The sequence below is a fragment of the Caballeronia terrestris genome (assembly GCF_001544515.1).
Classification (GTDB): Bacteria; Pseudomonadota; Gammaproteobacteria; order Burkholderiales; family Burkholderiaceae; genus Caballeronia; species Caballeronia terrestris.
The window spans coordinates 111,683-124,524 of the sequence record NZ_FCOL02000015.1; the positions used below are offsets into that span (position 1 = coordinate 111,683).

Genomic DNA, 12,842 nt, shown 5'->3' on the forward strand with positions numbered 1-12,842 from the left:
ACAAATGAAGCGCGTTCCGTGCAGCACGCCGATCGAAGAGCACGGCGTGATCGGCAATATGCGCACGACGGCGCTTGTCGCCACCGACGGCGCGCTCAATTTCATGTGCTATCCGCGCGTCGATTCGCCGACGATCTTCGGTGCGCTGCTCGATGCGAAGCGCGGCGGGCATTTCCAGATCGCGCCCGCCATCGACGCCCCGCGCGTCAAGCAGATGTATCTGCCCGAAACGAATGTGCTGGTGACGCGTTTCATGTCGCCGGATGCGGTGTGCGAGGTGATCGATTTCATGCCGCTCACGCGCTCCGGCGACGACGCACCGAATTGCGTCGTGCGAATAGTGCGGGCGATATTCGGCCGCGTCTCGATGACGATGCGCTGCGCGCCGCGCTTCGATTACGCGCGCTCGAAACACGAAGTCGTGCAAGCCAGCGAGCGAGCGGTGCGCTTCGAACCGCCCGAGGCCGAAGCACTGACCCTCTGCGCCACCGTAGACCTTTCGATCGACGGCAAGAAAGACGCCATCGCCCGCTTCGACCTCGACGAAGACGAAACCGCGTGCTTCGTGCTCGGCGGCGCGTCAGAACCACTCGAACGCACCCAACCCTGCGACGCATCGCTCGACGAAACCGTCGCGTACTGGCGCGCGTGGGCTACGCAATCGACATATCGTGGCCGCTATCGCGAAGTCGTGATGCGCTCGGCGCTCTTGCTGAAACTCCTGAGCTCGCGCGAGCACGGCGCGATCGTCGCGGCGCCGACATTCGGCCTGCCGGAAACGCCGCAAGGCGGGCGCCGCTGGGACTATCGCTACACGTGGATCCGCGACGCCGCGTTCTCCGTCTACGCGCTGCTGCGGCTCGGCTACACGGGCGAGGCGCAGCAATTCATGCACTGGATCGCCGAACGCAACAAGCGCTGCGACTCGGACGGCTCGCTGCGCGTGATGTACGCAGTGGATGGCGAGCCGCCGCCGGAAGAAACCATCGCCGACGAGTTGCACGGAAGTGGCATCGAGCCGCCGCTCATCGGCAACGCGGCGCGCGACCAGATGCAGCTCGACGTCTACGGCGCGCTGATGGACGCCGTCTACCTCTACAACAAGTACGGCGCAGCGATTTCGCACGACGGCTGGCAGCACGTCACGCGCACCATCGATTACGTCGCCGCGCACTGGGAGGAGCCGGACCACGGGATCTGGGAATTCCGCAACGGCGCGCGGCCGCTGCTGCATTCGCGCCTGATGTGCTGGGTCGCGCTCGATCGCGCGTTGCGGCTCGCGCAAAAACGTTCGCTGCCGGCGCCGTTCGCGGAGTGGTTCGACGTTCGCGACCGCATTCATCGCGACATCCACGAAAATTTCTGGAACGATGAACTGGAAAGTTTCGTGCAGACGCCCGGCTCGACCATCCTCGACGCGTCCGTCCTGATGATGCCGCTCGTGCGCTTCATCGGCCCGAAAGACGCGCGCTGGCTCTCGACGCTCGATGCGATCGGCCGCGACTTGCGCGTCGATCCGCTGATCTTCCGCTACACACGCGGCGGGGCGCTCGATGGCCTCGACGGCGAGGAAGGCGGCTTCAGCGCCTGTTCGTTCTGGTACGCGGAGGCGCTGGCGCGCGCGGGGCGCGTCGACGAGGGTCGGCTCGTCTTCGAAAAGATGCTTGCCTATTCGAACCATGTAGGGCTTTACTCGGAGGAAGTCGCCGTCGATGGCGCGTCGCTCGGCAATTTTCCGCAGGCGCTCACGCATCTCGCGCTGATCAGTTCCGCGTTCCAGCTCGATCGCAGTCTGGAAGGCCGGCATGCGCCGTGGTCGTGAGCGCTATGACTCAAATGCCTGGAAAGGACTTATGAAAGAAGAACGGGTTGACGTCGCCGTGATCGGCGCGGGGACGGCTGGGATGTCCGCGTTTCGCGCGGCGCGCGCGGCGGGCAAGCGGGCCGTGCTGATCGAAGCCGGCGAGTTCGGGACGACTTGCGCGCGCGTCGGCTGCATGCCGTCGAAACTGCTGCTCGCCGCCGCCAACGGTTTACACGACGCGCAAGCGCTTGCGCCGCGCGGGATCGACGGCACGCACGCGCTCGAAGCGAACGGCGCACAGGTGCTCGATTACGTGCGCCGCGAACGCGATCAATTCGTGAAGGGCATCATCGAAGAGACGGATTCGTTTCCCGCCGATTGCGTGATTCGGGGACGCGCGCGCTTCGAGAAATCAGCGGCGGGGCATCACGTTTTATCGATCGATGAGACGCACAGGATCGAGGCGAAAAGCGTCGTGATTGCGACGGGCGCGCGGCCATCCGTCCCCGATGGTTTCGACGTCTTCGGCGACCGCCTGATCACGAGCGACGACATCTTCGAACTAAAGACCTTGCCGAAGCGAGCCGCCGTGTTCGGCGGTGGCCCGATCGCGCTGGAACTCGGGCAGGCGTTCGCACGGCTCGGCGTCGACGTCTTCATGTTCGGCAAGGGCGGGCGCGTGGCTGCGCTCTCGGATACGCCGGTGCGCGACGCGCTCACAGCGGCTCTGCGCGACGAGTTCTATTTCGATCCGGACGCCAGAATCGAAGCGATGTCGATGCAGGACGGTCTGCCGACGATCCGCTTCAAGGCACTCGACGGTACCACGCGCACCGAGCAGTTCGACACCGTGCTCGTCGCGACCGGCCGCGCGCCGAACCTCAAGCCGCTGTGCCTTGAAAACACCGGCACCGAACTGAACGACAAGGGTGTGCCGCGCTTCGATGAAACGTCGATGCAATGCGGCGACAGCAGCATCTTCATTGCAGGAGATTGCGACGGCACGCGCCCCTGGCTCTCCGATGCCGCCGACGAAGGCAAGCTCGCCGGCGACAACGCCGCGCATTTTCCCGACGTACAGCACGTCAAACGCAAGGTGCCGTTCGCGATCGTGTTCAGCGAGCCGCAGGTGGCGATCATCGGCGCGTCCTATGACGACCTCGACAAACAGATGGCGGTGACAGGATCGGCGTCGTTCGAAACGCAGGGGCGCAGCCGCGTGATGCGGCAGAACCGCGGTCTTTTGCACGTCTACGCCGATGCGAAGACGGGCAAGCTGCGCGGCGCGCAGGCATGCGGTCCCGTGGTCGAGCATCTGGGGCATTTGCTCGCGTGGGCGCTGCAACTCGAACTCACTGTCGAGGACATGCTCAAGTTGCCGTTCTATCACCCTGTCGTGGAAGAAGGCTTGCGCACGGCGCTAAAGGATGCGAACCGGAAGTGCTACGAAGAACGCGCGCAGACTCCGCCCGCGTTGCCGACTGCTGCCGGCTGCTGAAAAAAACAAAGCCGGTTGCGGGAGCAACCGGCCTTCTCTTACCGCGCAAAAAATCAACGCTTCTCAGATCGCATATTGCAGTGCAAGGTCGAATCCGAGCACGACGAGCGAGCAGAACAATCCGAGCAGCAGATTCGCCATCCGATGGCCGAAATCATGATGCTTGGTCAGTCCAGCAGCAGCGAGAAACGCGATTTCGACGATCACTTGCATTGCGAACACGGCGACCATCAACGCGAACTCGTAGCCCATCGACTTGAAGTTCATGAAGTTGAAGCCGTTGACGGCTACCCACGACCCCACGCGCCACGCTTCATACGCCAATAGCAGCAACGGAAACAAATAGCTGGCCACGTACGTAGGCATCGTGGCGTGCCGCAATTCCATGTTCAGGTGACGGGTTACTTGCATCGCGTGCTCCTTTGTCCAGGTCGGCAACATGCCGAAGTTCTACGTGCATCGAGCGTTTTCTTCCGTTGATTCGAAGCGTTAAGCAGCTACTTCGTTTTTACCGGAGCAGAACGTCGTGCTTTCAGAATAGGACATTTTTTGGGAAAGCGAATCATCGTAATCCCGATGCCCACGGCAGTCATGCGATTGCGGTCGGCGTTGTGCAGTGCAGCTTAGTAAAGCAGTTATTTGTTTGCAAATTCAGGCACGTACGTGCGTGCCTGAAAGCAGTTTCTAGTCCTTGCCGCTAGTCCTTTCCGTATAGCTTGATGATGCCCGAAAAATCGAGACCGCCCAGGCCCTGCTGGCTCATCGACTGATAAAGCTGCTGGGCAAGCGCGCCCATGAAAACCGGCTGTTTTGCCTGTCGCGCTGCATCGACGGCAAGGCCAAGATCCTTGAGCATCAGATCGGCGCCGAAACCACCGGTATAGCCGCGCGATGCGGGCGCCGTCGGCACGATATCTGGATAGGGATTACACGTTTCAGAACTCCAGCAGCGCCCCGTCGACGTGTTGACGATGCTCGCGAGTTTTCCCGGATCGATGCCCAGCGATTCGCCGAGTTTCATGGCCTCGGCGACGCCGATCATCGATATCGCGAGCAGCAGGTTGTTACAGATTTTCGCGATCTGTCCGGTGCCCGTTTCGCCGCAGCGCACCATGTTCTTGCCCATGCCGGCGAAGACGGGTCGCAGCGTTTCGAAGAGCGCTTCGTCGGCGCCGACCATGAACGTGAGCGTCCCCGCCTGCGCGCCGACGACGCCGCCCGACACCGGCGCATCAGCGAACGGATTGCCGTGCGCTCGCGCCGCCTCGCCGATCATGCGCGCGGTCGCCGGATCGATCGTGCTGCTGTCGATCAGCGGCACGCCGGGGCGCACGCCTGCTAGAACACCGTCGTCTTCGTTCAGATAGACGGCTTTGACGTGCGCGGCCGCCGGCAGCATCGTGATGACGACTTCGCTCGCTTCGGCTACCGCGCGCGGCGAGGCTGCCAGTATCGCGCCTGCTTTTTTCGCTTCGTCGAGTGCGGGTTCCGACAAGTCGAAAACCGTCAGCGCGTGACCTGCTTTCAGCAGGTTCGCCGCCATCGGACCGCCCATGTGTCCTAGTCCTATGAAACCGATTTGCATCGCTTGCCTCCTTATATCCAACGAAGTTGGGCTCAACGCAGTGAAATCGTCGTATTGACCCCATCGTTCACCGTCGCATCATCGAACCAGCGCGCGGTTACGGTTTTCGTCTGCGTATAGAACTGCACGACTTGCTTCCCATACGGCCCCAGATCGCCTAGTTTCGATCCGCGGGAACCGGTGAAACTGAACGACGGCACCGGCACTGGAATCGGAATATTGATCCCCACCTGGCCGATGTCGATTTCGCTCTGGAACTTGCGCGCTGCCGCCCCGCTTTGGGTGAAGAGCCCGACGCCGTTCCCCATCGGATTACGATTCACGAGCGCGATGGCCTCATCCAGCGACGCCGCTTCGAGCACGCAAATCACCGGCCCGAAGATTTCCTGCTTGTAGATGGTCATGTCGGTCGTGACACCTGCGAAAACCGTCGGGCCGATGAAATTGCCTTTTTCGTAGCCCTCGACCTGCACGCCGCGGCCGTCGAGCGCGAGCGTCGCGCCTTCGTCGACGCCCTTTTCGATCAGCCCCAGAATCCGCTCTTTCGCCGCGCGCGAGACAACCGGCCCGACGTCCGTGTTCGGCTCCATGCCGCCGTTGACCGTCAGTCCGCGCGCGCGCTCGACGAGTTCCGGCAGCCAGTTCTTCGACGCCCCGACGAGCACCACCACCGACGTCGCCATGCAGCGCTGCCCCGCTGCGCCAAAACCCGCGCCGGCGAGCGCGTTGAGCGTCTGCTCCTTGTTGGCGTCGGGCAGGACGACGGCGTGATTCTTCGCGCCCATCATCGACTGCACACGCTTGCCGTGCTGGCTGCCGAGGTTGTACACGTGCGTGCCGACGTGCGTCGAGCCGACGAACGAAATCGCCTTGATCTCGGGATGCGTGCAGATCGCGTCGACCACTTCCTTGCCGCCGTGCACCACATTCAGCACGCCCGCCGGAATGCCGGCCTGCACGGCGAGTTCGACGAGTTCCATCGTCGAGAGGGGGTCCTGTTCCGACGGCTTCAGCACGAACGTGTTGCCGCAGACGATTGCCATCGGGAACATCCAGAGCGGGATCATCGCGGGGAAGTTGAACGGCGTGATGCCCGCGCAGACGCCGATCGGCTGGCGCAGCGTGTACGTATCCACGCCGCCCGCCACGTTTTCCGCGAACTCGCCCTGCTGCAGCGTGCTGATCGAGCACGCGTGCTCCACGACTTCGAGGCCGCGGAAGATGTCGCCTTCGGCATCGGGCAACGTTTTTCCCTGCTCGGCGGTGAGCGTCGCGGCGATGCGCTTCATGTTCTGCCGCACGAGATCCTGGAACTTGAGCATCAGGCGCATGCGCACGCCGAGCGGCGTCGTGCGCCACGTCTGGAAGGCCTTGTGCGCGGCGGCGACGGCCGCGTCCACCTCGTCGATTGTCGCAAACGGCACGCGGCCGATCACTTCCTGCGTCGCCGGATTGACGATATCGCGCCATTCGGCCGATTTCGACTCGACGAACTCTCCATCGATCAACAGTTTGGCGGTGCGCACGCCTTGCGCGGCTTGCGCCGGATGGTCAGCAGCATTGTTCACGGATGGCTCCTTGGGACGGGATCGGGGGAGAGGACGAAAAGAGTCGGACGCGGCTTGAGCGCGTCGATGGGAAAAGGCATGTCGTCTCCATTTTGTGTGCCCGCCGGTCGGGCGGCGGGTCGATACCTTTTAGTATAGTTATGCAAAAGTCCATCAAGTATCGATAAAAATACCCGACTGACATGCAAAAAAGCATCAACCTCGATCCTTCGAAACTGAACTGGGACGACCTGCGCTATTTCCTCGAAGTCGCGCGGACGCAGCGTGCGAGCGGCGCGGCGAAGCGCCTGGGCGTCGATTACACGACGGTCGCGCGGCGCGTGCGGGCGCTGGAAGACGCGCTCGGAACGCTTCTCTTCGACAAGTCGCGCAGCGGCGGTTTCGTGCTGACCGCCGAGGGGCAGCGCCTGCTCGGCTACGTCGACGCGATCGAAACCACGGTGCAATCGGCGACCGAGCAGATCGCGAATACGGGGCACGCTTTATCGGGACACGTGCGCGTCGGATCGACGGAAGGGTTCGGCTGCTTTTTTCTCGCGCCGCAGCTCGCGCGTTTTCAGGATACGCATCCGAACATCACGATCGATTTGCTGCCCGTGCCGCATTTCGTGAGCTTGTCGAAGCGCGAGGCGGACATTGCGGTCACGCTCGAGCGGCCGGAACAGGGGCAGTATGTATACACGAAACTCTGCGACTATCGGCTGAAGCTTTACGCGACGGCCGATTACCTCGCGCGCCACGCGCCAATTGCCTCCGCCGACGACCTGCGCGGCCACCATTTCGCGAGCTATATCGACGATCTTGCGTTCAGCTACGAACTACTGTATCTGGAGCGCGCGGTGCCGGGCGCGCAGTCGCGCTGGCGCAGTACGAGCGTGATCGCGCAGTATTTCGCCGCGCTGCAGGGCCGCGCGCTCGCGATCCTGCCGTGCTTCATGGCGGCGCAGGATGAGCGGCTCGTGCCGGTGCTGCCGGACGAGATCGTGGTGACGCGTGCTTTTTATCTGTCGTGCCGCGAGGATTTGCGCAAATTAAAGCGCATCACGACGGTGTGGGACTACTTGCGCTCGGCGGCGGAGGGAAATCGCGCGTTCCTGATGGGCGACGGCGACGTGATGCAGTGGGTAGAAACCGGGACGCCCTGAACCACGGGCGCCCCGCATCGGCGATCAGCGCGCCGGCATCACGGCGACCGACACGGCCTCCGTGTAGACCAGCGTGACCTGGTCACCGGCCTTCACCTTCGCAAGCTTCGCGCGGTCCTGGACCTGCACGTCGAGCAGGTTGCCTTGCGGCCCCTTCAACTGCACGACGCCGCCCTTGTCGTCGACCTTCACGATGTCCGCGACGATCTTCACCTGCTGCGCGGCTATCGCGCCCGGCTTCGCACCGGCCGGCGCGCGGGCGGTGGCTTCCGTCTCGACGGCGCTGCGCAGCCCGCCGCCCTTCGTCACCGCGACGACGACATCGCGCGTCATGCGCACGCGCACCTCGTCGCCGACGTTCAACTGCGCGAAATTCTTCGCTTCCGGCCCGACAGTGAACGTCGCCGTGCCGCCCTGCTTGCCGGCGATCGTGACTTCGCGCGATTCGCGGTTCACCGACTGGATCGTGCCGGCCGCTTCCGCGACGCTGATCCCTTCGATCGCGTTCGGCTGCACAGTTGCGCTCGTGGCTGAAACCGGAGGCGCTGCATGCGCGATGGACAGGATGGCGGGTGAAATCGAAATCAGCGCGCCGGCGATGACGCTAATAGCTTGTTTGTGCATGTTTCCTCGAGACGTTAAAAAGTGCTGCAAGCGTTGAAATATCGAAGGTGAATTCGCAGTCGAATCGCTTCGTTTTGCGAAATCAAGTCAATCGGGGGTTTCCGAATTTTCTGAAGCGCTACTGGGTCATGCAGTGTGTTTTTCGAGATACCATTTGTCAACGCTGCACCCGAAACCGCCGTCAATGCTCCGCAACGCCTTGTGCGACAAGGCTTTCAACCCTTCGATCGATCAGCGCTACCCGGTGAACGACAGCACGCATCACGCGCAATGCAAGGTATTTCTGTAACTTGCATTGCAATCCTAATAAATTGAGATGAGCCGCGCACGAGACGTTGCATAATCGCCGCCTCACTCATATCTGACCGCGAGACAATGCGGCCTTTCATCATCGACGTGACACCTATTCTCTTCATGCCGACCGCGTTCCGTGCGCGCCCCCGCCTCGCCTCGCTCGCCTGCGAAGGAAGGAGGCGCTGATGGCCTTCGTCATCTGGTCCCGCCGCTCGGTTTCGAGCCAGCGCATCCGTTTCGTCGAGGCGCGTACGGCGCGGGTGATCGCGGTCGTCGCCCTGATCGCGATGATCGTCGCGGCGCTCGCGCTCGGCGTGGCGATCGGCTCGACGCTCGGCACGAGCCACGCCGCCGACGAGCAGGCGCAAGCCTCGCGCAGTTCCTACGAACTCGACGAGCTCGGCAAAGTCAGCGCGACGCTCACGCAGATCGAGCCGCGCGTTGCGCAACTGAGCGCGCAGGTGAGCGAGCTGCGCGCCTTCGAGGATCGTCTGAAGGCGACGCGCAAATCCGCCGACGGCCCCGACGTCCACGTCGTGCCGCCGCTGCCCGACAGCGAGGAAAGCGAACCGCTCGACGGCGCCGGCGGTCCACTGCTGCCGCCGCACGTCTGCGACGCGGATCGCGTGAAGAAAGGCGGCTCGGCGCCGCAGCGGCTCAAGCGCACGCAAAGCGTCATCGATTGCCTGAACGACACGCTCTCCCAGCTCGAAGACGACGTCCTGCCGCACTACGCGTCGTACATGTCGTATCCCGGCCGCGATCCGGCGCCGGGCGCTCGCTCGGGCTCGCCGTACGGCAATCGCGTCGATCCGTTCACGCGGCACGCGAGCTTTCACCCCGGCATCGACCTCGTCGCGCCGACCGGCACCGCGATCGTCGCGACGGCGGGCGGCCGCGTGATCCAGTCGGGTCCGCACGGCGGCTACGGCAACGCGATCGACATCCGTCACAGCGACGGCATCGTCACGCGCTACGGGCATACGTCGAAGATTTTCGTGCGTGTTGGCGATGTCGTGATGCCGGGACAGAAAATCGGCGAAGTCGGCTCGACGGGGCGCTCGACGGGTCCGCACCTGCATTTCGAGGTGATCGTCGATGGCGCGCAGATCAATCCCAAGCCTTATCTGGCGCTCTTCAGGCTGAAGCCCAATGCGCAAAGTTGACCGCAACCGCACCACGCATCAACTCGCGCGGCGCACCTACTCACTTACGCCGAAGCGCGGCCCGGTGCTGCTGCTCGGCGGGATCGCGGCCGCCTGCGCGATCTCCGCGATCGCCGCTGCCGGCTTCGCGCTGGTGAGCTCGCGCGAGTACAGCCGGCAGGTCGACGCGATCTGCGCGCCGCCGCTCTCCGAGCAGGATCTGCGCGACGAACTCACGCACGCGCGCCTCGCGCTCGATCACGAAGCCGCGACGCGCGCGGCCCTGCAAAAACAGGCCGAGGGCACCGAGGCCGAACTGATCAAGCTGCGCACGGATCTCGCGTTCTTCAAGCGTCAGCGCGACAAGTCCGACTGATCACCTACACGCATCCCCGCTTTTCAACGAAACGACGCAACGGAAGGCTCAAGCCATGTTCAGCAAGAAAAAAACCCCCGGCATACAGCAAGCGAAGCTCGCGACGCTCATCGCGCACGACGTCCACCTCAAGGGCGATCTCGAATTCAGCGACGGCCTGCGCATGGACGGCCACATCACCGGCAACGTGACCGGCCGCGCCGGCGAACAGACGCTGCTCGTCGTGAGCGACCAGGGCGCGATCACCGGCAACGTCAGCGCCTACGACATCGTGATCAACGGCACCATCACGGGCGATGTGACGGTCGAGCATTTTGTCGAGCTTCAGTCGAACGCGCATGTCAACGGCAACATCTACTACCAGCAGTTGCGCATGGACGTGGGCGCGTCGGTCGAAGGCAAGCTGACCAAGCGCGAAGCGGCCCCGATGCGCCACGACGCGATCTCCGATATCACCACCGATTGAGCCCGCCCGGTCTTTTACGCCGGGCAAACACGCCCAAATCCGCTAAGATGCCGACGAAGGGTCACGCGCGACAAGCCGCCGCCAGCGGAGCGGCGAAGCGGCGCGACAGTGCGCGGACCTACCTCCACTGCATCCGGGGCATCCATCCATGCTGGTCAATTGCGCGGCTTATCAGAACGGCCGCAAGCTCGCCGACGTTTCCATCGACGATATCAACGCATATCGCGATCTGCCCGACTGCTTCATCTGGGTCGCGTTGAGGGAGCCCGGCCCCGGCGAGCTCGCGCACATGATGCATCAGTTCGGCTTGCACGAACTCGCCGTGGAGGACGCGCAGAACGGTCATCAGCGGCCGAAGATCGAGGAATACGCCGATTCGCTTTTCGCCGTCTTCCACACGGTCGAATTCGACGAGGAAGGCGAATTGCTCGTTGGCGAGATCAATGTGTTCGTCGGCAGGAATTACGTGCTTTCGGTACGTAATCGGACTACGCAAGGCTTCCAGGAAGTGCGCACGCGCTGCGAGCGCGAGCCGCATCTGCTCAAGCACGGTCCGGCGTTCGTGATGTACGCGCTGCTGGATAACGTCGTCGACCGGTATTTTCCGGTGCTCGAAACGCTCGCCGCCGAGCTCGATGAAGTCGAGGAACGCATCTTCGCGCGCAATGGGTCGGCGGCGTCGCGCGAGATCATCGAAGACCTGTACTCGCTCAAGCGCCGGCTCGTCCTGCTGCAGCATCACACGGCGCCGCTGCTCGAAGCCGTCAGCAAACTGTATGGCGGCCGGCCGCCCGGCGTATGCGCAGGCATGCAGGAATATTTCCGCGATGTGTACGATCACTTGCTGCGCATCGTCAAGACCATCGAGGGACGGCGCGAAATGATCGTCACCGCGATCCAGGTGAATCTCGGCCTGATTTCACTCGCGGAAAGCGAGGTGACGAAGCGGCTCGGCTCGTTCGCCGCGCTCTTCGCCGTGCCGACGATGATCGCCGGCATCTACGGGATGAACTTTCACCGTATTCCCGAACTCGACTGGAATTACGGCTATCCGGCCTGCATCTCCGTGATGCTCGTCGTCGACATCCTGCTGTATTGGAGGTTCCGCAAGGCAGGTTGGTTATAATGGATGCTTCGATGCGTTGAACGCGTCTATATAGCGGCATCGAGAGGCGGGGCTTCCGGCGACAGCGGAACTATTTTCCGATTTACGCTGTCTAACAAGACTTGACGCGCCACGGCGCAGCAAACTTATCCCCGGCAGTAGCGACCACCCAGCATGTCAGCGCGCACGCGACACACCAGATACAAGCGCTGAATGTCATCGCCCCGGCAATGTCGGCAGCAGTTTCGCGGCATTCGTCTTCAAGTTTGGCTCAGGTTTGAGCATTAGCGACGTTGGCGGTCATGTGACCTCCGCGTTCTTCATCACCTAAAGCACATCGAGCGACCGCGCCCCAAGCGCTGCGCTCTTGTTTTTTTGCTCGCGTATCAACCGGGCCCCGGCAGGAGCCGCTTGTAGCCGTTTTGCCGCTTGGCGGACGTCTCGCGGCAGGAGCACCGTTCAATGCTCGCGCAAGAAGTGCGAATGGCCCCGGATCGAGCGCAACACAGGACACCAGGAAACATGAAAGACACAGTCAAGACGTATAAGGGTTACGAGATTCATCCGCTGATCTATCCGCGCGGGGCGCGTGATGGCGTTGCGGTGCGCGCGGCGGACGCGGGCTACGAGGCATCGGTGCGGATTCGCCGCGCGGTGCCGGAAGGCGAGGAAGCGGCGGGCGACAGCCGCGTCTTTCGCGTGACGCAGCCGGGCGCGTTCGAAAACGGCGGTCAGGCGCGACGCGCGTGCATGTTGCACGCAGAGAAACTGATCGACGGACAAATCGACGGGCAGACGGTCGCCGACCTCTGATGTTGCGTTGGAAAAACGCAATGCACGTATTGGCCGAGGCGCAAAGCCCGTGCGTCACCTACAATCTCATTATTATTGTTTAGTCAGGAGCTATATATGGCGAAAGAAGAACTCATCGAGTTGGACGGCATTGTCGACGAAGTGCTTCCCGATAGCCGCTACCGCGTGACGCTCGATAACGGCGTCGTGGTCGGAGCATACGCGTCGGGCCGCATGCGCAAGAATCACATCCGTATTCTCGCGGGCGACCGCGTGACGCTGGAACTGTCGGTGTATGACCTCACCAAGGGCCGCATCAACTTCCGGCACAAGGACGAACGCGCAGGCGGCGGAGCACCGCGCCCGCAGATGCGCCGTCGTTGATGCATCGGTGATGCATCGTCGCCCGCCCGGCATCCTTAGCCGGCAGGCGCCAGGAA

13 protein-coding genes are annotated in these 12,842 nt (G+C 63.0%); 9 read left to right on the plus strand and 4 right to left on the minus strand.

What is annotated here, in order from left to right; all coding sequences use genetic code 11:
- Window positions 1-4: 4 nt before the first annotated feature.
- Window positions 5-1,822, plus strand: a complete 1,818-nt coding sequence (locus tag AWB67_RS15215) for a glycoside hydrolase family 15 protein (protein WP_235025174.1) — start codon at window positions 5-7, stop codon at window positions 1,820-1,822.
- Between the two features lie 31 nt (window positions 1,823-1,853).
- Complete coding sequence (locus AWB67_RS15220; RefSeq protein WP_087657077.1) at window positions 1,854-3,302, plus strand: dihydrolipoyl dehydrogenase; 1,449 nt, start codon at window positions 1,854-1,856, stop codon at window positions 3,300-3,302.
- A gap of 63 nt (window positions 3,303-3,365) precedes the next feature.
- On the opposite strand, the gene AWB67_RS15225 is transcribed toward AWB67_RS15220, so the two are convergent.
- The 3 genes from AWB67_RS15225 to AWB67_RS15235 all read right to left on the minus strand — a co-directional run bounded on the left by AWB67_RS15225 (window position 3,366) and on the right by AWB67_RS15235 (window position 6,455).
- The gene (locus AWB67_RS15225) at window positions 3,366-3,713 is read right to left on the minus strand and encodes a hypothetical protein (protein ID WP_087657078.1); all 348 of its coding nucleotides are present in this window, start codon (window positions 3,711-3,713) and stop codon (window positions 3,366-3,368) included.
- Between the two features lie 286 nt (window positions 3,714-3,999).
- Window positions 4,000-4,887, minus strand: coding sequence for a 3-hydroxyisobutyrate dehydrogenase (mmsB, locus tag AWB67_RS15230; protein WP_087657079.1), 888 nt, complete (start codon window positions 4,885-4,887; stop codon window positions 4,000-4,002).
- A 32-nt stretch (window positions 4,888-4,919) separates the two neighbouring features.
- Entirely contained in the window at window positions 4,920-6,455 is a 1,536-nt protein-coding gene (locus AWB67_RS15235) for a CoA-acylating methylmalonate-semialdehyde dehydrogenase (protein ID WP_087657080.1), read from the minus strand.
- A gap of 182 nt (window positions 6,456-6,637) precedes the next feature.
- Here AWB67_RS15235 and AWB67_RS15240 point away from each other — a divergent pair, with 182 nt between their 5' ends.
- Window positions 6,638-7,600 (plus strand): LysR family transcriptional regulator, encoded by a 963-nt coding sequence (locus tag AWB67_RS15240; RefSeq protein ID WP_087657081.1) that lies wholly within the window; start codon window positions 6,638-6,640, stop codon window positions 7,598-7,600.
- 24 nt (window positions 7,601-7,624) lie between these two features.
- On the opposite strand, the gene AWB67_RS15245 is transcribed toward AWB67_RS15240, so the two are convergent.
- A complete protein-coding gene (locus tag AWB67_RS15245; RefSeq protein ID WP_087657082.1) occupies window positions 7,625-8,224 on the minus strand; it encodes a hypothetical protein in 600 nt (199 codons plus the stop codon).
- Window positions 8,225-8,703: 479 nt separating this feature from the next.
- Between AWB67_RS15245 and AWB67_RS15250 the strand changes: the two genes are divergently transcribed.
- From AWB67_RS15250 to infA, 6 genes are all read left to right on the plus strand, one after another.
- The gene (locus tag AWB67_RS15250; protein ID WP_087657083.1) at window positions 8,704-9,684 is read left to right on the plus strand and encodes a M23 family metallopeptidase; all 981 of its coding nucleotides are present in this window, start codon (window positions 8,704-8,706) and stop codon (window positions 9,682-9,684) included.
- Complete coding sequence (locus tag AWB67_RS15255; RefSeq protein WP_087657084.1) at window positions 9,671-10,039, plus strand: hypothetical protein; 369 nt, start codon at window positions 9,671-9,673, stop codon at window positions 10,037-10,039. Before AWB67_RS15250 ends, AWB67_RS15255 begins: the two co-directional genes overlap by 14 nt.
- 55 nt (window positions 10,040-10,094) lie before the next feature.
- Entirely contained in the window at window positions 10,095-10,505 is a 411-nt protein-coding gene (locus AWB67_RS15260; RefSeq protein ID WP_087657085.1) for a bactofilin family protein, read from the plus strand.
- Window positions 10,506-10,653: 148 nt separating this feature from the next.
- A complete protein-coding gene (gene corA, locus AWB67_RS15265) occupies window positions 10,654-11,631 on the plus strand; it encodes a magnesium/cobalt transporter CorA (protein ID WP_087657086.1) in 978 nt (325 codons plus the stop codon).
- A gap of 501 nt (window positions 11,632-12,132) precedes the next feature.
- Window positions 12,133-12,423: a hypothetical protein gene (locus AWB67_RS15270; protein WP_087657087.1), complete on the plus strand. Its 291-nt coding sequence runs from the start codon at window positions 12,133-12,135 to the stop codon at window positions 12,421-12,423.
- Between the two features lie 96 nt (window positions 12,424-12,519).
- Window positions 12,520-12,786, plus strand: a complete 267-nt coding sequence (gene infA, locus AWB67_RS15275) for a translation initiation factor IF-1 (protein ID WP_035928093.1) — start codon at window positions 12,520-12,522, stop codon at window positions 12,784-12,786.
- Window positions 12,787-12,842 lie beyond the last annotated feature (56 nt).